The organism is Jezberella sp. (assembly GCF_964834465.1).
Map to the genome: position 1 here is coordinate 173,345 of NZ_CBAZRM010000001.1, position 23,637 is coordinate 196,981.

Below are 23,637 nucleotides of genomic sequence, written 5' to 3' on the forward strand. Positions count from 1 at the left end.
CATGAACTCACCTCTTCTGACTTACCCCGCGCTCGCAGATTGCAGACGTCTTTTTCTACGTCATTTCGAAATTATGATGAATATCGGCGTTTATGAGTCTGAAAAAAAGGGGCCACAGCGTGTCTTAATCAATGTGGACGTGTACGTCCCGCTGACTGACAATACGCCTAAAGAAGACAAACTGCTCGAGGTGGTTGATTACAACTTGATGCGCGACACCATTCACTCGATAGCCGCAGTCGGGCATATCCATTTGCTTGAAACCCTGTGTGACAAGATTGCTGATACCTTGATGCAACACAAGTTGATCCGTGCGGTGGGTATTTCGGCTGAGAAGCCCGATGTTTATCCGGACAGCGAAGGGGTTGGGGTAGAAATCCTCAGGATCAAAACTTAAGGATTGCCATCACCACGGGGGTAAGGATGGTGGCCCAAATGACCAAGGCTAGCAGCAACGCCAAAAATACAGCAGCAGACCCGAAGTCTTTGGCACGTTTGGATAGATCGTGCTGCTCAAACGAAATTCGATCGATGGCGGCTTCGACGCTAGAGTTCAACAGTTCGACAACCAGCACGAGTATCAGGGTGGCGAACATCAACGCGCGATCAAGCGCAGAGACAGGCGCCCAGATCGCGATAGGCGACAACACGACGGCCAAGGTCAGTTCTTGCCGAAACGCACTCTCTTCGTTGAAAGCGAAGACCAGACCTCGCCACGAGTTTTTCGCCGCGTGCCACGCCCTGGCCAACCCGCGATTGCCTTTGTGCGGATTTTGATCGATATGGTAAGGCGGTGGGGTTGGGGGTAGCGCTGGCATCAAATCACGATCAGTCTAAGGCCATCAGCGGGTTTGGCGCAATCGGTGCTGGCCTTAAATAAAACTCGAATTGCTCGGTCGCTGCACGCCAAGAAAAGGTCTCGGCATGTGCCCGAGCGATCGCACGATCAATGTGCAACGCTTGCAGACAGGCTTCGCGCAAGTCATCATGCATGACGCCGGCCCCTGAATCACCCAATACATCAATAGGCCCTGTCACAGGATATGCAGCAACTGGCAGCCCACAGGCCATCGCCTCGAGCAACACCAAACCAAACGTATCCGTTTTGCTGGGGAACACAAAGACATCCGCAGCAGCATAAATCTTTGCCAATTCGTACTTGTTCAATTCCCCGAAATACTTTGCATCTGGATACTTTTTCTTCATGTCTGCAAGACCGGGGCCGCCACCCACCACCCATTTAGTGCCTGGCAAATCGAGCTTCAAAAACGCATCGATATTTTTTTCGACGGCGACACGTCCCACATATAAAAAGACCGGATACGGTGAATGATCTGGGATTAACGTCGAGGCATCTGCCGATGCTTCTTCAGTGGTCGGCAATTTAAAAACATCGAGATCCACGCCCCGGGACCACAGCACGGTATTGTCAATCCCGTGCATCTCAAGATCACGTTTGACCACAGAGGTGGGTGCCATCACCGCCATAGCGGGCCCGTGAAACCATCTCAGGAAGCGGTACGTCCAGTGAAGGGGTATGTTGATACGCGCCTTCACATACTCTGGAAACCGCGTGTGATAGGCCGTTGAGAACGGCAACTTATTTCTGACCGCGTAGTTGCGTGCAGCGATCCCTAACGGACCTTCCGTCGCAATATGCATTGCATCAGGGGCAAATGCCTTCAGGCGTTGAGCTAATTTTCGACGAGGATAGACGGCCAGTGAAATCGTTGGATAGGTGGGGCAAGGCACCGTGAAAAAATCATTCGGCGTGATCATATCCACTTCATGCCCCATGGCAATCAATTCGGTCAGTGTTTGCTTTAGGGTTCTAACAACGCCGTTTACCTGGGGTTCCCAAGCATCCGTGATAATCGAAATTCGCATCATCGTCCTCAAATCTTACGGGGCTGTATGGCCATACTTGCCAATGACTCAAGCATAGCAGGCTCTAACGCTGGCACCGCCTCTGCTGGGCGAGCAGGTGCACGTTTGCCGGTGACGCCTTCAACCGCTTCGTCGGTGGCCAGATCCCCGTGTATATGCGTCCAATGGACAATCTTTAGTTCGCCTTCATGAGTCTCGACCAAGGCGGTCAAACTTTCGACCCAATCACCATCGTTACAGTACAGTAACCCGTCAATTTCGCGAATTTCAGCATTATGAATGTGACCACACACCACGCCGTCGCATTGACGCATCCGCGCTTCGCGCGCCATGATGTGTTCAAAGTCGGTAATGAAACTCACCGCATTTTTGACTTGATGCTTCAAGTATTGCGACAGGGACCAATATTGAAATCCCAAACGGATTCGAATGCGGTTGAAGTATCGGTTCAGGAACAAAATGAAGGTATACAGGCTATCACCAACATAGGCGAGCCATTTGGCGTATTGCATCACACTGTCAAATAAATCGCCGTGAGTCACCCAAAGTTTGCGGCCGTCGGCGGTCGTATGAATCCACTCTTCGACGACTTTGACATCGCCAAAAGACATACCGAAAAATTGCCGAACACTTTCGTCGTGATTACCTGGGATATAAATGACCTCTGTCCCTTTACGCGCTTTACGCAACAGCTTTTGCACAACGTCGTTGTGCGTTTGAGGCCAGTAGAAAGATTTTTGAAGTCGCCAGCCGTCGATGATGTCGCCGACCAAGTAAAAAGTATCTGCCTCGTTGTGTTTCAAGAAATCCAGGAGGTAGGTAGCCTGGCATCCTGGTGTACCCAGGTGAATGTCTGAAATCCAGATGGCGCGATAGTGATTCATGAGTCGATATTACATCAGCAACTCATGAACGTTGTATGACCAAATCATGGCAGTTAGATGACAACCGCACACTTCTCAATCGAAGCGATAAGTCACGCCTGCTTGAAAACGCGTGGTGTTGGTTTCGCCAGAAGAAAACATGGCGCCGAAGTTGGTGGCGTTACGTTGATAGGCCAAGCCAAGATCCCAATCTTTTGTTGGTGAGTAGATGAAGGCCAACATCGCATAGGTTGTTAAGGAGGGGTCGGGTTCATTCGGGTTTGTGTTGATGCCAACATCCAGCGCAAGTTTAAATTTCGGCACTAACTGCCAGACAGGTGCTACCGAGACAGCATATAGATTGGTTCGTTTGGCATCCGGGCTAAAACCTACTTGACTATTGGGGTCGTAAGGGGCGCGAAAATAGCTCGCATTCGTATGCAACTCGACGTCCGGCCAATAGTAAGAAAAAATGGCGGTAATACCAGCGTTGAGTTTCGCATTACCAATACCATAGACCTGCTGATCTGCAGTGGCAGGCAAAATCAACATCGGCTTAATCGCAGCATTGAAACCGTGCTCGCCATCGCCGTGGTAACGCCATTTTGTAGCAAAGGTATAGTTGCCGATCGGTGAAAAGTCGCCTGTCGGCGTTGCATATACCGTTGGGCTGAATGACACATCGAGTGCCTCGGCTAACCCCGTGGCATACGCAAAGGGAAACCCTCGTGCAAGACCCGTACCCTCATAATTTTCGCCAGAACTTACCCCATCTTCGGGGGTAGCAGACGGACTGTATTCACTAATCAGAAAAAAGTATTGCTCTATCTGGTGACTGCCTTTTGCCACGGTCGCAGCGTCATCCGTGTTTAGCGGCGCATAAGCCTTTGCTGTCGTGTTGATCAAGAAAAAAAACAGAAAAAAAACCAACCGACAACGACCCATGCAAGCATCCTTCACGCAAATTCATCAACACCTTCCTACAGGTGTTTATTGTAGTGGGATGTTCGTGTGAATCGGTTTCAGCGCTGACAAAAACTGCTGAGTTGCTGCCGCCCAAGTGTATTTTTTTCCAAACTCTGCAACTGTGTCACGATCGACGTGTAACGCCTCTAAACAGGCAGCCCGCAAATCGTCATTCATCACGCCCCCCTCTGAGTCGCCCAGCACATCAATGGGGCCAGTCACGGGTAGGGCAGCAACGGGGGTGCCACACGCCATCGACTCGATCATCACTAAGCCAAACGTGTCTGTCTTGCTGGGGAACACCATCACATCGGCGCTCCGATAGAGCGTGGCGAGTTCAGCCCCAGACAAAACGCCGAACCAACGAACGTCTGGGAATTTCTTGCGTAACGCTTCTGCACTGGGGCCCTCACCAGCGACCCATTTCTCACCTGGTAAATCAAGTGACAAGAAATCTTCAACACTTTTTTCTACCGCCAATCGACCCACATACAAAAACACCGGCTTGTCGGTGCGCGGTAACTTGTCGCCCTTGGGTTCGAAGATCTCGCTGTCTACCCCGCGACTCCAGATCACAGGTTTGGTAAACCCTCTTGTCTGCAGGGTCGACATCATGGCGGGTGTGGGCACGAGCGTGGCCACACCGGCGTTATGGAAATGCTTGAGCAATGCGTAGCTCAAACCCACAGGCAGACCAATGCGCATCTGAACATACTCAGGAAAACGGCTGTGGTAACCCGTACTGAACCGCCAACCACGGTCAATCGCCAAGCCTCGGATAGCCCAGCCCAGCGGCCCTTCGGTTGCGATGTGAACCACATCAGGCGCAAAGGCATCTATCACTTTTTTAACGGACCTACTGGTCACGAGCGGCAAACGAATTTCAGGGTACGTGGGGCAGGGAATACTTTTGAACATGGACGGATTGACGACCAGCACCTCGTGTCCCAAACGCGTCAGCTCTCTGGACGTCATCTTGAGGGTACGGACGACGCCGTTGACCTGCGGGTCCCAAGCTTCTGTGGCGATCAGGATCTTCATCAGTCAGTACACCACAGGAACATGCATATCGGCCGGGACCGGGTGTCTCTCGTAGTCAGGGTGATGAACCCGTTCAGGTAAAACGACGGGTGGATGTTCGATTTCTTCGTAAGGGACTTGCCCAAGCAAGTGATGAATACAGTTCAAACGGGCTCGTTTTTTGTCATCACCATCGACAACCCACCAGCGTGCCTCAGGGATATGCGTTCGCTTGAGCATCACTTCTTTCGCTTGAGTGTAATCTTCCCACCGACGGCGTGATTCCAAATCCATCGGGCTGAGCTTCCACTGCTTCAGGCGATCGCGGATGCGCATGCTAAATCGTGTGTGCTGTTCGTCGTCAGAAATCGAGAACCAGTACTTGATCAGGATAATGCCTGAACTGACCAACATCCGCTCGAAATCCGGCACCGTTCTGAAAAACTCTTCGTACTCTTGATCATTACAAAACCCCATCACACGTTCAACGCCCGCCCGGTTGTACCAGCTGCGATCGAACAGAACGATTTCACCGCCTGCGGGTAGATGCGGTACGTAGCGTTGAAAATACCACTGCGTCTTTTCGCGTTCGTTCGGTGCCGGCAAGGCGACCACTCGGCAGACGCGCGGGTTCAGCCGTTGCGTGATCCGTTTGATAGACCCGCCTTTGCCCGCCGCGTCGCGGCCCTCGAACAACACGACCACTTTGAGCTTCTTGGCAACCACCCAATCTTGCAACTTAACCAGTTCACCCTGCAACCGCAGCAATTCGCGAAAGTACAGACGTCTTTCAGCATGCCGACTATCGGTTTCGCTGCCAGGTGTTGAATCCATCAACAGCTCGTCGAGCATGTCGTCATCAATTTCCATTTCGAGCTCTTCATCATAGCTATCGATCAAGTCGTCATGGGCCCGCTCTGCCATGGTCTTACGGTTTGCAGACGACGGCTTAGGTGCATTCGAAGGATCGGATGTTGTCATAGCTCAAATGGTCACGAGGTGAATAAAGGGAAGTTAAACATACAGATCGATAAACCGGCGAGCTCAATAGTCGTCTTCGTCATCGGGTGACACAGAACGGCTATAGTCAATTTCGACAAACTGCGTCTTTGATAGCTCACTCACCAGCAAACGGCTGGCGAAGTTGCGCCCGTCGGCTAACTGGATATCGAGCACATAGGCGCCTTTTGCCAAACCCGGGGCTCTAAAAAAGCCGCCAGCGTCGGTTGCCACTTGCGGGCCTTGCGTCTGACCCGCCCTAAAGCTCACGGTGGCGCCATCAAACACGCGGGCGTCAGCGACATCAACCACTCGGCCCACCACATCTGTCGCGCCAGCCGCCTCAAAGACGGCGAGCAGGGCAACAGCAGCGATGGCGCGGATAACACCCAGTCGACGCATTACCATCCTTTCAAGCCACCTGTGGACGTCGTGTCACCCGCAGCACGAGCGCCGAAAGAACGAACCAGTCTGGTTAAGATGGTGGTGTTGTCGTAGAAGCCAGCAAAATTCTGTGCCCCTGCCCCTTCGGCAGCCACCAGCACGTCGTCACCTGCGTGCGGTGCAATATCGACGACCCCGCCGGTTTTATTTGCACCACCTTTCACGTTACGTGTTGGCATATTGCCCGTCATCAACAAGCCGTCAGGCTGTCTGACTGGATCGGGCAAAGCGGCCTGATCGATCTTCTTACCGTCTTCGGTCTTTCTCGAACTGTTGGGTTTGAGTGGTTGATAGTTCGTCAAGAAAGTCGTGCTGTAAGTCGGACGACCGCCATCCTCAATGATCAGTTTAATCGCTGGGTCTGGATCATCCGGAAAACCATCACGGTTCAGGTCAGCGTAAGTCGGAAAGGTCGCGTCGTTAAAGGTACCGATGGCATCTTGCAACGCGCATGGACGATCGGGATCGGCAGTCGACCCGAGCATGACGGGGTAATTGCCATTGGTCGTCTGAAAGCATTTGCCAGCACCTTCAATCAACGCCCCGGTCATGGCAACGCCAATAATGGTCTGCGGTTGGGCATGATCTGATGTTGCGACGGTCAAAGCACGCTTATCGTCAGCAAAGCGCTTGACAGTATTTTCTACCGCACGATCCAGTTCAACGACCTCATAGATTGCCCGATCGTATTCAAGGATGTGCCCCATTTTGTCTGATTGCGACTGCTCAACCAGCAACATCCAACCGCCATCGCTCTTGGGGTTGTCTTTTTTGGCCAACCCGTCCAGCACGCTGATCGCCTTATCGATCATTTCTTGTTTCATGGGTACTTTGCTGAAACAGTCTGCTACCGTAGCACCACAAGCCGTACCGTAAGGCGGAGCGACGTTCATGCCGATCTCGGCGTCACGCGCGCTCTTACCACGGATGGTGGCTCTGTCTCTCGACACCAGGCGATCCAAAACGCCGGGAATATTGTCAGGCCCCAAACCACTTGAGGTTTTACGGAACTCGCCGGTGAACATACCAATCAGTTTTTTGTTGTTAGGCGCATTGCGTAATTCGTCCACATTGTGGGCGACGCTATAGCCTAGCGACGGTGCCACATTGGCCAAGAGGTCAACGTCCTTGCGGCCGCTACCCTCTGGATATTGATAAAACCCTTGCAGCAATGGATTGTTTTGTTTCATCCAGTGAACCGCGCCGCCGCCCATCAACACGTCAAGTGGCTGCGACAATTCGGCCAAGCCAGCGTTACCCGTCTTTTTCAACTCGCTTGAGTCGTCGAAGTAACCAATCATTTGCTGGGCAATATTCAAATAGTTGCGCCGAGCGCGGTTGTGCGCTTGTGCGCTCGCTGGAGTCGCGTCGACCAGGAAGGCATCCGTCACAACACCGATCTTCCAGCCGTGCACGCGCTTCATGTATTCAAAGATCGTTTCGACCCGAGGATTATCAAGTGCATCTTCAGGCGTGTTGTCAATCGACACTTGGACCGCATTGTTTGACTGTTTGACGCCACTCACCAAACTCGACATCCCGGGCGCTGAGTCAGTGATGATGCTATCGAATGAGGTCGTACGACTCATCCCGAGCGCCGACAGTTTCTCTAAAGCCAGGGGCTCTGCCCTGCCTTCGACGATTCGTTTGCTAATCAGACGTGCTGCGGTTCTCATCGGGACGCCAGTACCGTCGCCTAAAAAGAAGACGAGTTTGTTGGCGGCCCCTTGTGCTTTAGGATTGGGTGCACCTGCGACATCATAGACATTGCTAATCGTTCTGTTCGTCCCATCAACACTGACGACAGCTTCAACGACATATTGGCCAGGCGCATCGAAACTCATATTTCTGGCTGTCTCGCCAAAAAGCAGCTCAGACGCCGGTGTCCCAGAATCTGTCCCCTTGCCTTGCTTTTGAATTTTCTGCTTGAACTGCCCAGCAACGTCTTTGCCATTAATCCGCAAGCTCACCAACTTAGGTGGGGTTTGCGCGGGGGTCTGTGTTTCGACGCGCAAATCAAATCGTTGCCCTGCAAAAAGGTCACTTCGCGTGGGCGGCATGATGCGCAGGCCTGACTCCGGCTCTGCGTTCATGGGGAAATCCGCTAGTTTCTGACCGAAATAGATGGGATCAGCCGCATTTCTAGCTTTGCCGTCGCCCATGAATGGCGAGTCATCATCTTGACCGGCCATTGAAACGGTTACAAATGAGGCTGCCATCAAACAAAGGATGCTGCGGATAAAGGGCTTATGTTTTGTCATTTTTAATTTCTAGTAAATACTCATGAATCTTTGATATTAATGATTCAATGTGACAAGAAGATGAAAACAATGACAATAAAAAGATATGAAATATATCTCTGATGCCAGCCGAGACCATCGGCCACCCAAGTAGCGAGTGAAAAAGACCAATGGTGGCCGGAAATAGAAAAACGGGTCTTAGACATTTCATCTAAGACCCGTTTTGATATTGGTCGGGGCGGTGGGATTCGAACTCACGACCCTCTGCTCCCAAAGCAGATGCGCTACCAGGCTGCGCTACGCCCCGAAGCCTTGAACTATAACAGATTGGCGAAATTCTTGCCAACAGGCTGAGTGATGAGACCTAGTAAACGCACCTAGAACCCACCAAATGCCTTAACTTACTTTAACCGAAACGACCTGTGATGTAGTCTTCTGTCTCTTTACGCGTGGGTTTGACGAAAATCTGATCCGTTTCACCAAATTCCATTAACTCGCCCAAGTACATATAGGCGGTGAAATCCGAACACCGCGCCGCCTGTTGCATATTGTGGGTCACAATCACGACGGTGTAATCGTTTTTCAATTCGGTGATGAGCTCTTCGACTTTTGCCGTCGAAATGGGATCAAGTGCAGAACAAGGCTCATCGAGCAACAAAATCTGTGGTTTGATGGCAACCCCACGGGCAATACACAACCGCTGCTGCTGCCCGCCTGACAGGCTATGACCGCTTTGATTCAACTTATCTTTGACTTCCGTCCAAAGCGCCGCTTTTGAGAGTGCCCAATGAACTCGCTCATCCATGTCTGCTTTGGACAGTTGCTCAAACAAGCGCACGCCGAACGCGATGTTGTCATAGATGCTCATCGGGAAAGGTGTTGGCTTTTGAAAAACCATGCCAACTTTCGCGCGGATCAATGAGATATCTGTCTTGGTGGTCAGCAAGTTTTCACCATCCAGCAAAATCTCGCCCTCAGCGCGTTGCCCAGGATAGAGCTCAAACATTCTGTTGAACGTACGTAACAGCGTTGACTTACCACAGCCCGATGGGCCAATGAAAGCCGTCACTTTATTTTCTGCAATCGTCATGTTGACGTTGCGCAATGCATGAAACCCACCATAATAAAAGTTCAAGTTATTTACCTGAATCTTTGATTGCAAATTGGTGAGTGCCGTGCTCGCGGAAGTTGTGTTTTCCATCATATATCCTATAGATCGCAGCTATCGCAGCCAGTCAATTATTTTTTACTCACGAAATTTCGTGCAAAGATGTTTAGCGCCAAAACTGCTAGCGTAATCAAGGTCGCGCCCGCCCAAGCCAGATCGTTCAAATCCTTAAAAGGCGTCGACGCAAACTGGTAGATCACCACCGGCAAATTAGACAAAGGCTTGTTCATGTCCCAAGACATAAACTGATTATTTAACGCGGTGAACAGCAACGGTGCCGTCTCACCCGCAATTCGGGCAACGGCCAAAAGAATGCCAGTGGTGATGCCGCTTTGCGCAGCTTTATAGCAGACCATCACGATCATTCTCCATTTCGGACAACCAATCGCGAAACAAGCTTCTCTCAGACCGTTCGGCACCAACATCAACATATTGTCGGTCGTTCGCACCACCACTGGAATCACCAAAATCGACAGGGCTAACGAGCCTGCCCACCCAGAGTAATGCCCAATGGGGGCCACGTAGGCCGCATAGATGAACAAACCAATCACAATGGAAGGCGCTGATAGCAAGACATCATTCAGGAAGCGGGTGGCGGGCGCCAACCAACCTCGTTGGCCGTACTCAGCCAAATAGGTACCCGCCAAAATACCAACTGGTGTGCCGATCAACGTGCCGACACCCACCATGGCCAAACTACCTGTAATCGCATTCAGCAATCCGCCTTTGCCACCAGGTGGTGGGGTCATCTCTGTAAACAGCGAGAGGCTCAAAGACCCACCGCCCCGTACGATCAAAGTCTCAAGAATCCAAATCAGCCAGAACAAACCAAAAATCAACGCGCCAATCGACAGCGTCAACATAATTTTGTTGGTAACGTAACGGCGCCTGTACACGCTATTGCGGGAGTGAATTGCGCTTTCCACGGTTTTGCTCGTTGCCATGTGAGGTTGACTGATCACGATTTCGCTCCTTCGGATTTTGCCATCCGCTGCAGCAACAGCTTGGAGGCGATCAGAACGACAGTCGTGATAAAGAACAGGATAAGGCCTAATTCAAGCAACGCTGACTTCTGCAAGCCAGCCGCTTCGTTGAACTGGTTTGCCAGCGCTGAAGCGATTGACGTACCTGCAGAAAAAACAGACGTTGGCATACGAAACGCGTTGCCGATCACAAAAGTCACTGCCATCGTCTCACCGAGCGCTCGGCCAAGACCCAGCATCACCCCGCCAATCACGCCTGCCCTTGTAAAAGGCAACACGACTTTGGACATGACCTCCCAGGTGGTACCACCCAACCCGTAGGCTGACTCTTTGAGCATCGGAGGCACTAATTCAAAGACATCACGCATGACCGACGCAATGAAAGGAATAATCATGATGGACAAAATGAGGCCAGCCGTAAATATCCCGCTGCCGAAGGGTGGCCCGGCAAACAAAAAACCGATACCCGGGATTGGACTTAACCAATCAATGAGGCTGGGTTGAACATAGCGTTGAAAAAAGGGAACAAATACAAACAATCCCCACATACCATAGATGATCGAGGGAATAGCGGCGAGCATTTCAACGGCAGTACCGATTGGACGACGCAGCCAAGAAGGCGCGAGTTCTGTCAAAAAGACGGCAATGCCGAAAGAAACAGGAATGGCAATGACCAGTGCAATCACAGAGGTCAGTAAAGTTCCCACAACGGGCACTAACGCGCCGTAAAGGTCTTTATTGGGATTCCAGTCGCTGCGCCAAAAAAACGGAATACCGTCGCGCAACAAAGTCTCTTTACTGCCAATGATCAGCGAGACCAGAATGGCCGCTAATAAACTGAACACGACAAATGCAAACAGTCTGGTGGTTTGCAGGAATAAAACATCGTGAAAGGTGCTTTGGTTTTTTTTCATTTGGGAAACGCAATCCACAACGGCTACAGCGATGATCGCAACATCCGAGACTCAAGTCTCATTCAATACCTTTCAGCTCACTAACGAGCCGCGATTAAACAAATTCGATCGCGGCTCAATAGTGAAACATCAAGGCTAGTTATAGCAGTGGCTTACCGTCGGCAGTCTTTAAGGTTGCTTTCCAGTCGGCTTTGATTTTGTCTGTCACTTCTTTAGGAAGAGGAACATAATCAAGATCAGAAGCTAACTTGGCACCTTGATCAAACGACCAGGTAAAGAAGTCGATCACCGCTTTACCGTTGGCAGGCTTTTCTTGGGTTTTGTAAACCAAAATGAAAGTTGCACTGGTCACGGGCCATGAGTCATCGCCTGGCTGGTTGGTCAGCACAACGCCCATCCCGGGTGCACTGTCCCATTTGGCATTAGCCGCTGCTGCAGCGAATGCCTTTTGTTCAGGCTGGACGGCTTTGCCGTTGCTGTTGATCAATTGAGTCCATGCCAACGCATTGCCTTTGGCATACGCGTACTCAACGTAACCGATCGAGTTTTGCAACTGACGCACGTAGTTTGCAACACCGTCGTTACCCTTACCGCCCTGACCGACTGGCCACTGAACCGATTTACCTTCACCAACCGCAGACTTCCAGTCTGGCGAAACTTTGCTCAGATAGTTGGTAAAACCGGCTGTCGTACCCGAGCCATCCGAGCGATAGACCACGACGATGTCAGCAGCTGGTAATTTGATGTCTGTATTCAAGCCTTGAATCGCTGGATCATTCCATTTCTTGATTTTTCCCTGAAACACGTCGGCCAGTACTTTGCCCGACAGCTTCATGACACCAGGTTTCACGCCATCGATATTGACGACGGCTACCGTGCCACCAATGACCGCTGGAAATTGCATCAACGACAGTTTGTCCAGCTGTTCGCCGGGCATTGGATCATCGGTAGCACCGAAGTCAACGGTTTTGGCAGTAATTTGCTGAATGCCACCACCAGAACCAATCGCCTGATAGTTAACTTGGTTGTTCGTCTTGGCCTTGAATTCAGCAGCCCATTTGGCGTATACGGGTGCTGGGAAAGTTGCACCTGCACCGGTAATATTCACTGCAAAAGCCGATAGAGCGACAGAACTCAGGGCTGCACCAGCCACGAGACGCGCGAAGGCGGATTTGATCATTTAACTTACCTCGTCGTTGTTAAAAATTGGGTTGCAACAACTACAGCAACTGTCAGATAGTAGACAGCTTGTATGACAAGTTGGTTACAGTAACAAAACAGATTGTCGTTAAAGAAGACTCTGATTGGCCATCATCAGGGCGTTGTGCAAGTTGGCGGCCGGTCGGCGGCTTGTTAGTTTGACGTAATCGCCCGATTTTTGCTGAATCCACGCCAACTGATTATCTTTTAACGCCAGCGTGAAAGCCTCTTCGATCACTCTTCTCTTTAATTTTTCGTCGAGAATGGGGAAGGCGATTTCGACGCGTCTGAAGAAGTTGCGATCCATCCAGTCTGCAGAAGAGGCATAAACGTGCTCTTTACCGTCCGCAAAGAAGTAAAAAACACGGGCATGTTCGAGAAATCGCCCGATAATCGATCTGACAGAGATGTTGTCAGACAACCCAGAGACACCTGCCCGTAACGCGCAGACGCCACGAACGATCAGGTCTATTTTGACCCCGGCTGCACTGGCCTTATAGAGTTCGTCGATAACGATGGGCTCTAGCAAGGAGTTCATCTTTGCCATAATCCGCGCCTTTTTACCCGCTCTCGCGGCTCGCGCTTCAGCGCGGATCATCCGCACGACAGATTCATGCATCGTGAAAGGGGATTGCAACAGCAACTTAAGGCTGCGGCGTTCACCCAGCCCTGTCAGCTGCGAAAAAACCTTATCCATGTCTTCGCAAAGCCGTACATCGGCCGTCAACAAACCAAAGTCAGAATAGAGTGCAGCCGTTCTGGGGTGGTAATTGCCAGTACCAAGGTGCCCATAGCGCCGAATCCGACCCTTTTCACGTCTGAGCACCAGCGCCATTTTGGCGTGGGTTTTATGCCCGACGACCCCATAAACGACGTGCGCGCCGACCTCTTCGAGCCTGGCTGCCCAATTGATATTGGTCTGTTCATCGAAGCGCGCCATTAATTCAACGACAACGGTCACCTCTTTACCGGCCCTCGCCGCAGCTAACAGCAAGCGCATGAGTTCAGAATCCTCACCGGTTCGGTAGATCGTCTGCTTGATCGCCACTACCTCTGGGTCTAACGCAGCGGCAGTCAAAAAATCAATCACTGGTTGAAAAGATTGATACGGGTGATGCAACAACTGGTCACCGGCTGCAATGGCCTCAAACAGAGCACCCGGACGAGTCAACGGTCTGTCAAATGGCGCGGGTATCGGGGCAACGTACTCTGGGAACAGCAAATCAGGTCGCTCAACCGCCGAGCATATTTGCATCAGTCTCGATAGATTAACGGGGCCGTTGACGCGATAGGTGTCTGAATCAGACAGCGAAAATTCTTTCTGCAAATACTCTTCAATATGCCTTGGCATGGATTGGTCGATCTCGAGTCTGACGGCTGACCCGAAATTGCGCTGAGAAAGCTCACCCTGCAAGGCATGACGTAAATTGGTGACCTCTTCCTCATCCACAAACAGGTCGCTGTTGCGGGTCACCCGCCACTGATAGCATCCCTGCAATTGCATGCCCGGAAACAATTCGCCAACAAAAGCTCGAAGCAAGGAGGTCAAGAGGATATAGCCGTGGGGCTGCCCTGACACCGACGGTGGCATTTTGATTAAACGCGGCAGTGCTCTGGGGGCCTGCACCACGGCGATCGTTGATTTACGACCAAATGCGTCGTGCCCAGCGAGCGGCAGAATAAAGTTCAAGCTTTTGTTATAGACACGGGGAAACGGATGAGCAGGATCCAACCCGATCGGGGTAAGTAAGGGTAATACATCCCGAGTAAACACCCCGTGCGCCCATTTGGTTTGAGCTGAGTTCCATTCAGAGGCGTGATGAACCACAATCCCCTCTGCACGAAGCGCGGGCCAGACCGAATCTTCTAGCAGGTCGTATTGCTTCTGTACCAACAGATGCACTGCTTGCTGCACCTGTTCAAAGGCCTGTGTCGCCGTCAGCCCATCTGGGCCGGCCAGCGAGGGATGCTGGCGTTGCTGCTCTTTGAGACTTGAGACACGGATTTCGAAAAACTCATCCAGATTCGAGCTGACAATACAGATATAACGAAGTCTTTCCAGTGCTGGCGTATCCTCATGCTCGGCCATCGCCAACACACGTTGATTAAATTTGACGAGAGAGAGTTCTCGGTTCAACAGGATTGGTTTCGTCACACTCGCGCGTTTGATCACAGCCTGGGGGTGGGCGGCTGCAATCTCCTTGTCTACATTTTCTGTTTTCTTTGGGTCAGTATCTATTGTCTTTGTTCTGGTAACCATTTGCGTTTTTGTCATGTATTGGTCTCTGCCCTCTTATACACTAATTTCCAACCAGGGATTCATGACCTTGTCACATCTTCGTGGTGAAGTGAATCTATAATTTGGCGACTTTTATTTTTATGGGTTGCAATGGAACATCTTCTGGCTGCCGTCGATCTTGGGTCAAACAGCTTCAGACTCTCTATCGGTCGTGTCACCGTCCAAAACGGCGTTAAGCACATCTATCAAATCGATAGGCTCAAAGAGACAGTGAGGCTCGCAGCCGGCTTGAACGCCGCGAAAATTCTCGATGACGATACGATTGAAAAGGCGATTGAAGTCCTGCATCGCTTTGGTGAGCGCTTAAGAAGCTTTCATCCTGATCGGGTCAGGGCAGTGGCCACTAACACTTTTCGTGTGGCGAGAAACGTGCCCGACTTCCTGCCTCGCGCTGAGGCTGCGCTCGGGTTCCCGATTGAGGTCATTTCCGGGCGCGAAGAAGCGCGGTTAATTTACACGGGCGTCAGTCACACCCTGCCCGCCTCCATCGATAAAAGACTGGTGATCGACATCGGGGGTGGCTCGACAGAGGTCATTATCGGCAAGGGTGATGAGCCCATCTTGATCTCGTCACTTTATATGGGTTGCGTCAGTTACAGTCGGCAGTTTTTCCCAGATGGCGTGGTTGATGCTTATTCGATGAAAATGGCTGAAGTGGCCGCACGCCGCGAGCTCGAAGTCATCACCAAACCCTACCGCAAGCTGGGTTGGTCAGCAGCCTATGGCTCGTCTGGCACCGCCAAGGCGCTGCTGGCCATTCTAGAACAGGGCGGCATGTCTTCGGGTGGCATCACGTTCGAGGGTCTCACCCGCCTGCGTGACAAGCTGATCAAGGCAGGCCGAGCAGTGCCTGAAGACCTCCCTGGCATGAAGGTTGAAAGGGCTGATGTATTACCCGGCGGGCTAGCTATCATGCGCGCATTTTTTGACGAACTGCGCGTTGATCGGATGCAAACTGGGGATGGTGCGTTACGGCTCGGTGTGCTGGTTGACTTGGCAGGCCGTGAAGAAGCTCACGACCGACGCGACGAGTCAGTCAAAGCATTTATGGTGCGCTACCGAATTGACGCAAAACAAGCCACCCGAGTCAAAACGATTGCGTTGAGTCTTTTTTCTGTGCTGCTGCCCGACCGAGGACAACAAGATGAGGTCAGGCACGCATTGAGCTGGGCTGCTGACTTGCATGAAATCGGCTTGTCTATCGCACAAGCGGGTTATCACAAACACGGTGCTTATATTTTGAATAACGCTGACATGCCGGGATTTTCTCGTGTGGATCAGTCTGCCCTTGCCCTGCTGACGCTGGCTCACACAGGCAAGCTATCCAAAGTGCAAAGCTGGGTAAAACAGCGAGAACAATGGCTGGCAATTTTGTGCTTGCGTTTAGCGGTGTTGCTGTGCCGTCGTCGGATGGATGTACCCAATATACCCTTGACGGTCAGTGTTAAAAACACATCCATCGTCGTCAAAGTGGATAAGGGTTGGCTCAACGAACATCCTCTCACCGATTTCTCGCTACACGGTGAAGAGGAAGAATGGGCAAAAGTGAACTTTACGTTTGAATTAATTTCAGTCTGACGAAGAAAGCCGGATCCGGCGTTCTTCTACCTGCCGCACTAACGTCTCAATAACTTAGTCGGTAAAGCCGAAGTGCTTGCGATATCTTGAACCCATTTCGCTGACCGACAAAAGCATGGGGAAATCAGCTGTATTGAAGTCTGGATCCCAAGCGGGCTCACCACAAATCTTGGCACCCAATTTCAAATAACCTTTGAGCAAGGCGGGAATCTCGGCAGGTAGTTCGCTGTCAAGTTGCTCAACAGGATACCGATGCAATGGGCTAACACGTGCACTGCCGGGGGCATTGACGCTTTGACGGACGTGTCGCCAGACTCTGGCCGCCGTGTTGCCATCGTCACGCAAACTCACACTGGCGCAGCCAAACACGTGTTGGTATTGACCTTGTTTCAGAATTTCCGCCAAACCAGACCAGAGCATCATGAGCACACCGCCATGACGAAAGTCTTCGTGAATACAGGCGCGACCAAACTCAACGAGAGTGTCTTTGATTGAACCCAAGCCGGCAAGGTCGAACTCTGACTCTGAATAATATCCGCCTGCACGTTTGGCTTGGTGTGGCGTTAGCACACGGTAGGTGCCGACAACGCGCTCAGACTCAAGCTCTCGAACCATCAAGTGTTCACAGAAGGGATCAAAATCGTCGCGATCGATGCCATCCGTATTAGCACCCAGCACTGCGCCATATTCGCCACTAAACACGTCAAAACGCAGTCGCTGAATCAGCTCGATCTCTTCGTCATTCTGCGCTAAACCAACAACCAAGCCACTCGGCGCGCTGGTTGATGAAGGCAACGTAAATAGACTCGTGGTGCTGCGGACTAATTCAAGCATATCGACTATCTCCAGTTCAATAAGGATAGTTTGAGGCTTTTAAGTTTCAATCACGTGACTGTCATGTGAAAATTTTATGATGAACATGTTACCGCTAAGATAAATTAAGTGAATGAGCAGACTTCATTCTACCCTGCCTTGAGCCGCGCCGTGCACTCGTCACCGTTGGGTCGCGCTACGTCGTGAGATCAACAGCAGCAAGGATTTCAATACAGGCTTCTGCCAGCGCCTCGTCGTCAGCCTCAACCATCAGGCGCAACTTCGGCTCTGTGCCCGAGGCACGAATCAACACGCGCCCTCGTTCACCCAACATGTACTCAGCTTTTTCACGTGCCTGTTGCAAGCCTGTATGTTCAGACCAGTCGGATCCCGGTTTCAGCGGGACATTGACCATTTTCTGAGGGTACAGCTGCAGATCAGCAATCCAGTCCGCCAAGGATTGACCACTGCGTTGCAGCGCCGCTAACACCTGCAAGCCGGCGATGATGCCGTCACCCGTCGTGTGATGATCGAGACAGAGTAGATGACCCGACCCCTCTCCGCCCAATATCCAACCGTGCTCTCGTAATTGTTCAAGGACGTAGCGGTCTCCGACCTGAGCCCGCACAAAGGGAATATTAAGCCGTTTCATTTCTCGCTCGAAAGCGAAGTTCGTCATCAGCGTACCCACGACACCGGCCACGGGCCCGCGTGCCATCCGCTCACGCACCAACGCGTACAGCAGTTCATCGCCATTAAAGATCCGGCCACTGGCATCAACCATCTGTATACGATCTGCATCGCCATCCAAGGCGATACCCAAATCAGCCGCACGCGCTCGGACTTCAACCGCCAAACCCTCTGGGTGCATGGCACCTACATCTTTATTGATGTTGAAACCATCGGGTTGACAACCGATTGAGCTCACTTCAGCACCAAGCTCTCTAAAGACGTGCGGTGCAATCTGATAGGCGGCACCATGGGCAGCATCAACAACGAGCTTTAATCCTGCAAGATCAAGATCAGAGGGAAACGTGCTTTTACAAAACTCGATGTAGCGGCCTGCGGCGTCTTCAATGCGTCGGGCGCGCCCTAAACTGTCAGAATTCACACTGACCATCGGCTCATCCAGCGCCGCTTCGATCGCCGCCTCAATGTCGTCCTCTAGCTTCATGCCCTTGGTCGAAAAAAACTTTATCCCATTGTCATCATAGGGATTATGCGAGGCGCTGATGACGATCCCAGCACGCAAACGCCAGGTTCTGGTGAGATAGGCGACGGCTGGTGTCGGCAACGGCCCAGCCAACAGCACGTCAACTCCCGCTGATGAAAGGCCTGCTTCTAGGGCCGACTCGAGCATATACCCGCTCACACGAGTATCTTTACCAATGAGAACTGTGGGCCTGCTGATTCTGCCGAGCTTACTGGACGCATGCTGACTAAATACCTTGCCAACCGCATAGCCAAGTCTCAAAGCGAACTCTGCATTGATCACTGGGCCGCCAACCTTGCCGCGCACACCGTCTGTGCCGAAATACTTTCTTTTAGTCAATTGCAACCCCGTGTTGAACCGCCTGCCAAACTTTTAAAGCGTCGCGGGTGGCACCCACATCGTGAACTCTCAGCACCGACGCACCGCGCTCCAGCGCACAAACAGCCGCCGCCACACTGCCAAACACACGCTCTTTAACTGGTTTTTGTGTCACTATCCCCACCATCGTTTTGCGCGATGCCCCCACGAGGATGGGATATCGGGTTGCGGTTAACGCGCTCAACTTTGCTAACAACTGATAGTTCTGTTCAATGCTTTTGCCAAAACCGAAACCAGGATCTAAGCAAATGCGTGTGCTGGCAATGCCACGTGACTCAAGTTGTTGGGCCTGCTGTATCAGATACGCTTTCACCTCGGACACGATATCTGTGTAGGTCGGCTCAAGCTGCATGGTCTGGGGATTGCCTTGCATATGCATGATGCACACACCGCAATTCGGGTGTGCTGCAATCACTTGTTGGGCGCTGGCATCGCGAAAACCTGACACGTCATTAATCATGTCTGCGCCACCATCGAGTGCAGCTTTCATGACCGCAGCATGACGGGTGTCGACAGAGATTGCCACGTCCAGGTCTCGAAACACCTCGAGCACCGGCATAATGCGGGCAATTTCTTCTTGTGGTGAGATGGGCGCTGCGCCCGGACGTGTCGACTCTCCACCCACGTCCAAAATATCTGCGCCTTCTGACACTAAGGCCAGCCCTTTGGCGATAGCAGCGTCTGCTTGGGCGAACATCCCGCCGTCAGAGAATGAATCCGGCGTGACGTTGATAATGCCCATAAGCAATGGGCCTGTCTGGCCGAGATCAAACTCAAAGCGACCACAGGCCCACTTAAACGTCATGCTTCTATCTTCGCTCTAAAAAGCGTGGTCAGACAACGGTCGCCGGATCACTTTTCGCACCAGGCGCTGTGCCGGTGGGCGTATCAGAAGCGTCTGGCGATGGCAGAATCACTTTCGGTGCACGTGGCGGACGACCCTCAATGATGTCATTAATCTGATCCGAGTCGATGGTTTCCCACTCTAAAAGCGCGTGAGTCATCGCTTCGACTTTTTCACGGTTACCCTCGAGGATCGTTCTTGCCACGCGGTACTGATCGTCAATGATCTGCCGAATCTCTTTGTCAACCATTTGCATCGTTGCTTCAGACATATTGGTCGTCTTGGTCACACTGCGCCCCAAGAACACTTCACCCTCGTTTTCAGCGTAGACCATCGGGCCAAGCACCTCGCTCATGCCATAACGAGTGACGATATCGCGCGCAATCGCGGTCGCACGTTCAAAATCGTTAGACGCACCAGTGGTCATCTGATTCATGAACAACTCTTCAGCGATACGACCACCGAACAACACGGCGATCGTGCACAGCAAGCGCTCTTTATCCATGCTGTAGCGGTCGCCTTCAGGCAACTGCATCGTGACGCCCAATGCCCGTCCGCGAGGGATAATCGTGACTTTATGCACTGGGTCAGTTTTGGGCAGCATTCGCGCCACAATCGCGTGACCGGACTCGTGATATGCAGTATTGCGGCGTTCTTCTTCTGGCATGACCATCGAGCGACGCTCTGCGCCCATGATGATCTTGTCTTTGGCTTTCTCGAAGTCCGACATATCCACCGTGCGCCCGTTGCGTCTGGCCGCGAACAACGCTGCTTCGTTGACCAAGTTCGCCAGATCAGCGCCAGAAAAACCAGGGCAGCCCCGGGCCAACACATGGGCGTCCACATTCTGGGCAATCGGCACCTTGCGCATGTGCACTTTAAGAATCTGCTCACGACCGCGGATATCAGGCAACGGCACAACGACCTGACGATCGAAACGACCGGGGCGCAAAAGGGCTGGATCCAGCACGTCAGGCCGATTGGTCGCAGCAATCACAATGACCCCTTGACCTGACTCAAAGCCATCCATTTCGACCAGCATTTGGTTCAACGTTTGTTCGCGCTCATCGTTACCGCCACCGAGACCTGCGCCACGTTGGCGACCAACGGCATCAATTTCATCAATAAAGATAATGCAGGGGGCATGCTTCTTGGCGTTCTCGAACATATCGCGAACACGTGCTGCGCCAACGCCTACAAACATTTCAACAAAATCAGAGCCAGAGATACTGAAGAATGGCACTTTCGCTTCGCCGGCAATTGCTTTAGCCAGTAAGGTCTTACCAGTGCCAGGAGACCCCACCATCAGCACCCCGCGAGGAATGCGGCCGCCTAGCTTTTGAAACTTGGTGGGATCACGCAGAAAATCAACCAGTTCTTGAACGTCTTCTTTGGCCTCATCACAACCAGCGACATCGGCAAAGGTAATCGCATTGGTGCTTTCATCGAGCATCTTGGCTCGCGACTTACCGAAACTGAAGGCACCGCCCTTACCACCACCCTGCATTTGACGCATGAAAAAGACCCATACGCCGATCAATAGCAACATCGGAAACCATGACACAAAAATGCTCATTAATAACGAGGGCTCTTCTCGCGCTTTACCAGCAACTTGTACCCCCGCTTTCACCAGATCCGACACCATCCAAAGATCGCCAGGTGTTGTCAACGAGTAAGGGCGACCACTGTCGGGGGTCACGTGCAAGGTGTCGCCCTGCACATCAACGCGCTTGACTTTGCCTGCTTTAGCTTCTTCCATGAAAGTGGTGTAGCTGACGCTGTCCTGCACTGGGGCACGGCCGTCAAACTGCTTAAACACAGTGAACAACACCAAAGCGATCACTAGCCAGACCGCGACTTTCGAAAAATTGTTATTCAAGGTCGATCTCCTGCGTGTGGTTCCGACCTGCGACCAAAACGAACCGATGTCCGTGATCAAATCGCAAATTTATAAAGAGATTAATACTCAATTCTAACCTCGATGCCTATTTCAGACCTTTGGCGACCAAAAAAGTTTCAGAGGACTGTTTTCGCGAGGCTTTAGGCTTGATTTCGACGACTCTCTTGAAGTGTCGTTTAAAACTCTCAACAACTTGGGAAAACCCGCTGCCGTGAAAGGCTTTTACAATCAGTGCTCCCTCAGGTTTGAGGTGCAAAAGCGAAAATTCAAGGGCTAATTCAATAATTTGTTGCACGCGGGCAGCATCAGCACTGCCCACACCCGACAAATTCGGCGACATATCGGACATCACCAGATCCACTGCAAGCCCCTCAATGGCCGCATTGACCTCTTGCAAGGGGCCATCTTCACTAAAATCCCCTAAAATGAACGTCACACCCGCGATCGGCTCCATGGGCAAGAGGTCGATTGCCACTATTTTACCGTCGATGACTCCGCCTGGGCCAATCAGCCTCTCCCGGGCAACTTGACTCCAGCTGCCGGGTGCAGAGCCTAGATCCACAATGACATTGCCTTTGCGCATGAGCTTTTCAGTATCAAGGATTTCAGTGAGCTTGAAAGCAGCCCGGGCCCGATAGCCTTTTTGCGTGGCGAGTTTGACGAATGGGTCGTTGATGTGTTGCATCACCCAATCTTTTGAAAATTTATTTTTGGCCATTACCGTACAATCTACCTTATGACTATTATGGATATCACCCCACGCGAACGCAGCACCCTGCGCGCCGCAGCCCATCCCTTGAAACCTGTCGTCCTTATTGGCGACAACGGCTTGACAGAGGCGGTGCTCAAAGAAATCGACCGAGCATTGGTTTCCCATGAGCTGATCAAAGTCAAAGTCAATGGTGCTGAGCGGGCCGATCGTGAAACATTGCTCGTCACCATTTGCGACACATTATCCTGCGCTTCTATCCATCATCTGGGTAAAACCCTGATTTTATTTCGGCCAGGTGAGCAAAGCACTTACCTCGCCCCCCCGAAACCCGTTAGCACGAAACGTAAAGCCAACGAGCCTCACACACCCAAGAAGATGGCGGCCAACGGCAAAAAACTGACGAAACCGAGCAGACGGGCCAATCGATCAGAGCAACCGGCTGCCGAAGAGAAACCGAAATTTTCGTATTCAGCCGTTTTTTCTGGGGATCGCGTTGGCCGACCTTCTACTCGACCGGCCAAGACAAGCTCAGCGCACGACATTCCGCGTCGTAGTGCCATGTCACTGAAGTCAGGTGCGCGTCGAGGCTTGGCAAGTGGTGCCCCTGCGCGCAAACGCGCAGGTGTAAAAAGACCTTAACTTATACGTACTTAACGCTGACAATCTCGTACTCGCGAACGCCTGACGGGGCGTTGACTGACACCACGTCGCCCTCTGATTTGCCGATCATGGCACGAGCAACCGGGCTCGACACCGAAATCAAGTTAGCTTTGATGTCAGCTTCGACATCACCGACGATCTGATACGTGACCTTGTCGCCCGAATCCAAATCTTCAATTTCGACGGTAGAGCCGAACACGACACGCCCATCGGCATCATGGGCGGCAGGGTCAATCAACTGAGCATTGGACAAGGTGCCGTCTAACTCGCTAATACGACCTTCGATAAAACCCTGACGCTCGCGGGCTGCGTCATATTCGGCGTTTTCGGACAAATCGCCGTGAGAGCGGGCCTCGGCTATCGCACTGATAACAGCAGGACGCTCAATCGTCTTAAGGCGATGCAACTCAGCCTGCAAACGCTCGGCCCCGCGTACGGTAAGAGGAATAGTAGCCATATCAAATCCAAAAAAGCAAAACCCCGGCTCTGGTCGGAACCGGGGCAATCAACAGACCCTCTATTTTGAGCAATCTTTGACTTAAATGCAAGCCAAGCT

Annotated in this window: 22 protein-coding genes and 1 tRNA gene; 3 read left to right on the plus strand and 20 right to left on the minus strand. The window is 51.9% G+C overall.

Annotated elements, in window-relative coordinates:
• Window position 1: 1 nt before the first annotated feature.
• On the plus strand, window positions 2–397 hold the full coding sequence (locus tag AC1W8Y_RS00810) for a dihydroneopterin aldolase (protein WP_482012554.1): 396 nt from the start codon (window positions 2–4) through the stop codon (window positions 395–397).
• On the opposite strand, the gene AC1W8Y_RS00815 is transcribed toward AC1W8Y_RS00810, so the two are convergent.
• The 14 genes from AC1W8Y_RS00815 to ppk1 form a co-directional block, all read right to left on the minus strand.
• On the minus strand, window positions 387–818 hold the full coding sequence (locus AC1W8Y_RS00815; RefSeq protein WP_482012555.1) for a diacylglycerol kinase: 432 nt from the start codon (window positions 816–818) through the stop codon (window positions 387–389). The genes AC1W8Y_RS00810 and AC1W8Y_RS00815 overlap by 11 nt on opposite strands.
• A gap of 10 nt (window positions 819–828) precedes the next feature.
• Window positions 829–1,887, minus strand: a complete 1,059-nt coding sequence (locus AC1W8Y_RS00820; protein ID WP_482012648.1) for a glycosyltransferase family 4 protein — start codon at window positions 1,885–1,887, stop codon at window positions 829–831.
• A gap of 8 nt (window positions 1,888–1,895) precedes the next feature.
• A complete protein-coding gene (locus AC1W8Y_RS00825; protein ID WP_482012556.1) occupies window positions 1,896–2,771 on the minus strand; it encodes a UDP-2,3-diacylglucosamine diphosphatase in 876 nt (291 codons plus the stop codon).
• 75 nt (window positions 2,772–2,846) lie between these two features.
• A complete protein-coding gene (locus AC1W8Y_RS00830; protein WP_482012557.1) occupies window positions 2,847–3,695 on the minus strand; it encodes a hypothetical protein in 849 nt (282 codons plus the stop codon).
• Window positions 3,696–3,740: 45 nt separating this feature from the next.
• The gene (locus AC1W8Y_RS00835) at window positions 3,741–4,757 is read right to left on the minus strand and encodes a glycosyltransferase family 4 protein (protein ID WP_482012558.1); all 1,017 of its coding nucleotides are present in this window, start codon (window positions 4,755–4,757) and stop codon (window positions 3,741–3,743) included.
• Between the two features lie 3 nt (window positions 4,758–4,760).
• Window positions 4,761–5,660, minus strand: a complete 900-nt coding sequence (gene ppk2, locus AC1W8Y_RS00840) for a polyphosphate kinase 2 (RefSeq protein ID WP_482012649.1) — start codon at window positions 5,658–5,660, stop codon at window positions 4,761–4,763.
• A gap of 120 nt (window positions 5,661–5,780) precedes the next feature.
• A complete protein-coding gene (locus AC1W8Y_RS00845) occupies window positions 5,781–6,137 on the minus strand; it encodes a carboxypeptidase-like regulatory domain-containing protein (RefSeq protein WP_482012559.1) in 357 nt (118 codons plus the stop codon).
• Window positions 6,137–8,440: an alkaline phosphatase gene (locus AC1W8Y_RS00850; RefSeq protein ID WP_482012560.1), complete on the minus strand. Its 2,304-nt coding sequence runs from the start codon at window positions 8,438–8,440 to the stop codon at window positions 6,137–6,139. Before AC1W8Y_RS00850 ends, AC1W8Y_RS00845 begins: the two co-directional genes overlap by 1 nt.
• A 209-nt stretch (window positions 8,441–8,649) precedes the next feature.
• A tRNA-Pro gene (locus AC1W8Y_RS00855) sits at window positions 8,650–8,726 on the minus strand.
• Between the two features lie 99 nt (window positions 8,727–8,825).
• Window positions 8,826–9,620, minus strand: coding sequence for a phosphate ABC transporter ATP-binding protein PstB (gene pstB, locus AC1W8Y_RS00860; protein ID WP_482012561.1), 795 nt, complete (start codon window positions 9,618–9,620; stop codon window positions 8,826–8,828).
• A 38-nt stretch (window positions 9,621–9,658) separates the two neighbouring features.
• Window positions 9,659–10,531, minus strand: coding sequence for a phosphate ABC transporter permease PstA (pstA, locus tag AC1W8Y_RS00865; RefSeq protein WP_482012650.1), 873 nt, complete (start codon window positions 10,529–10,531; stop codon window positions 9,659–9,661).
• A 14-nt stretch (window positions 10,532–10,545) separates the two neighbouring features.
• The gene (gene pstC, locus AC1W8Y_RS00870; protein WP_482012562.1) at window positions 10,546–11,484 is read right to left on the minus strand and encodes a phosphate ABC transporter permease subunit PstC; all 939 of its coding nucleotides are present in this window, start codon (window positions 11,482–11,484) and stop codon (window positions 10,546–10,548) included.
• A gap of 139 nt (window positions 11,485–11,623) precedes the next feature.
• Complete coding sequence (pstS, locus tag AC1W8Y_RS00875) at window positions 11,624–12,664, minus strand: phosphate ABC transporter substrate-binding protein PstS (protein ID WP_482012563.1); 1,041 nt, start codon at window positions 12,662–12,664, stop codon at window positions 11,624–11,626.
• A 108-nt stretch (window positions 12,665–12,772) separates the two neighbouring features.
• Window positions 12,773–14,959, minus strand: coding sequence for a polyphosphate kinase 1 (ppk1, locus tag AC1W8Y_RS00880; protein ID WP_482012564.1), 2,187 nt, complete (start codon window positions 14,957–14,959; stop codon window positions 12,773–12,775).
• A gap of 114 nt (window positions 14,960–15,073) precedes the next feature.
• Between ppk1 and ppx the strand changes: the two genes are divergently transcribed.
• Window positions 15,074–16,561, plus strand: coding sequence for an exopolyphosphatase (gene ppx / locus AC1W8Y_RS00885; RefSeq protein WP_482012565.1), 1,488 nt, complete (start codon window positions 15,074–15,076; stop codon window positions 16,559–16,561).
• Window positions 16,562–16,615: 54 nt separating this feature from the next.
• Here the strand turns inward: ppx and AC1W8Y_RS00890 are convergent, their stop codons facing one another.
• From AC1W8Y_RS00890 to AC1W8Y_RS00910, 5 genes are all read right to left on the minus strand, one after another.
• Window positions 16,616–17,395 carry a GNAT family N-acetyltransferase gene (locus tag AC1W8Y_RS00890; protein ID WP_482012566.1) on the minus strand — a complete coding sequence of 260 codons (780 nt, stop codon included), beginning with the start codon at window positions 17,393–17,395 and terminating at the stop codon, window positions 16,616–16,618.
• A 175-nt stretch (window positions 17,396–17,570) separates the two neighbouring features.
• The gene (glmM, locus tag AC1W8Y_RS00895) at window positions 17,571–18,926 is read right to left on the minus strand and encodes a phosphoglucosamine mutase (RefSeq protein WP_482012567.1); all 1,356 of its coding nucleotides are present in this window, start codon (window positions 18,924–18,926) and stop codon (window positions 17,571–17,573) included.
• A complete protein-coding gene (gene folP, locus AC1W8Y_RS00900) occupies window positions 18,919–19,770 on the minus strand; it encodes a dihydropteroate synthase (protein ID WP_482012568.1) in 852 nt (283 codons plus the stop codon). Before folP ends, glmM begins: the two co-directional genes overlap by 8 nt.
• Window positions 19,771–19,798: 28 nt before the next feature.
• A complete protein-coding gene (ftsH, locus tag AC1W8Y_RS00905) occupies window positions 19,799–21,688 on the minus strand; it encodes an ATP-dependent zinc metalloprotease FtsH (RefSeq protein WP_482012569.1) in 1,890 nt (629 codons plus the stop codon).
• Window positions 21,689–21,794: 106 nt separating this feature from the next.
• Window positions 21,795–22,427, minus strand: coding sequence for an RlmE family RNA methyltransferase (locus AC1W8Y_RS00910; protein WP_482012570.1), 633 nt, complete (start codon window positions 22,425–22,427; stop codon window positions 21,795–21,797).
• Between the two features lie 18 nt (window positions 22,428–22,445).
• Here AC1W8Y_RS00910 and AC1W8Y_RS00915 point away from each other — a divergent pair, with 18 nt between their 5' ends.
• Window positions 22,446–23,060 carry a YhbY family RNA-binding protein gene (locus AC1W8Y_RS00915; protein WP_482012571.1) on the plus strand — a complete coding sequence of 205 codons (615 nt, stop codon included), beginning with the start codon at window positions 22,446–22,448 and terminating at the stop codon, window positions 23,058–23,060.
• Window position 23,061: 1 nt separating this feature from the next.
• Here AC1W8Y_RS00915 and greA read toward each other — a convergent pair whose 3' ends face one another.
• Window positions 23,062–23,538 (minus strand): transcription elongation factor GreA, encoded by a 477-nt coding sequence (gene greA, locus AC1W8Y_RS00920; RefSeq protein WP_482012572.1) that lies wholly within the window; start codon window positions 23,536–23,538, stop codon window positions 23,062–23,064.
• Window positions 23,539–23,637 lie beyond the last annotated feature (99 nt).

Coding starts and splice junctions, on each gene's coding strand:
- AC1W8Y_RS00910 (WP_482012570.1), bottom strand. CDS start 22,427: ATGGCCAAAAATAAATTTTCAAAAGATTGGGTGATGCAACACATCAAC.
- ppx (WP_482012565.1), top strand. CDS start 15,074: ATGGAACATCTTCTGGCTGCCGTCGATCTTGGGTCAAACAGCTTCAGA.
- AC1W8Y_RS00825 (WP_482012556.1), bottom strand. CDS start 2,771: ATGAATCACTATCGCGCCATCTGGATTTCAGACATTCACCTGGGTACA.
- AC1W8Y_RS00830 (WP_482012557.1), bottom strand. CDS start 3,695: ATGGGTCGTTGTCGGTTGGTTTTTTTTCTGTTTTTTTTCTTGATCAAC.
- AC1W8Y_RS00890 (WP_482012566.1), bottom strand. CDS start 17,395: ATGCTTGAATTAGTCCGCAGCACCACGAGTCTATTTACGTTGCCTTCA.
- AC1W8Y_RS00810 (WP_482012554.1), top strand. CDS start 2: ATGAACTCACCTCTTCTGACTTACCCCGCGCTCGCAGATTGCAGACGT.
- pstC (WP_482012562.1), bottom strand. CDS start 11,484: ATGAAAAAAAACCAAAGCACCTTTCACGATGTTTTATTCCTGCAAACC.
- pstA (WP_482012650.1), bottom strand. CDS start 10,531: ATGGCAACGAGCAAAACCGTGGAAAGCGCAATTCACTCCCGCAATAGC.
- AC1W8Y_RS00815 (WP_482012555.1), bottom strand. CDS start 818: ATGCCAGCGCTACCCCCAACCCCACCGCCTTACCATATCGATCAAAAT.
- ppk1 (WP_482012564.1), bottom strand. CDS start 14,959: ATGACAAAAACGCAAATGGTTACCAGAACAAAGACAATAGATACTGAC.
- pstB (WP_482012561.1), bottom strand. CDS start 9,620: ATGGAAAACACAACTTCCGCGAGCACGGCACTCACCAATTTGCAATCA.
- folP (WP_482012568.1), bottom strand. CDS start 19,770: ATGACGTTTAAGTGGGCCTGTGGTCGCTTTGAGTTTGATCTCGGCCAG.
- AC1W8Y_RS00850 (WP_482012560.1), bottom strand. CDS start 8,440: ATGACAAAACATAAGCCCTTTATCCGCAGCATCCTTTGTTTGATGGCA.
- ppk2 (WP_482012649.1), bottom strand. CDS start 5,660: ATGGCAGAGCGGGCCCATGACGACTTGATCGATAGCTATGATGAAGAG.
- AC1W8Y_RS00820 (WP_482012648.1), bottom strand. CDS start 1,887: ATGCGAATTTCGATTATCACGGATGCTTGGGAACCCCAGGTAAACGGC.
- AC1W8Y_RS00915 (WP_482012571.1), top strand. CDS start 22,446: ATGACTATTATGGATATCACCCCACGCGAACGCAGCACCCTGCGCGCC.
- pstS (WP_482012563.1), bottom strand. CDS start 12,664: ATGATCAAATCCGCCTTCGCGCGTCTCGTGGCTGGTGCAGCCCTGAGT.
- AC1W8Y_RS00835 (WP_482012558.1), bottom strand. CDS start 4,757: ATGAAGATCCTGATCGCCACAGAAGCTTGGGACCCGCAGGTCAACGGC.
- greA (WP_482012572.1), bottom strand. CDS start 23,538: ATGGCTACTATTCCTCTTACCGTACGCGGGGCCGAGCGTTTGCAGGCT.
- AC1W8Y_RS00845 (WP_482012559.1), bottom strand. CDS start 6,137: ATGCGTCGACTGGGTGTTATCCGCGCCATCGCTGCTGTTGCCCTGCTC.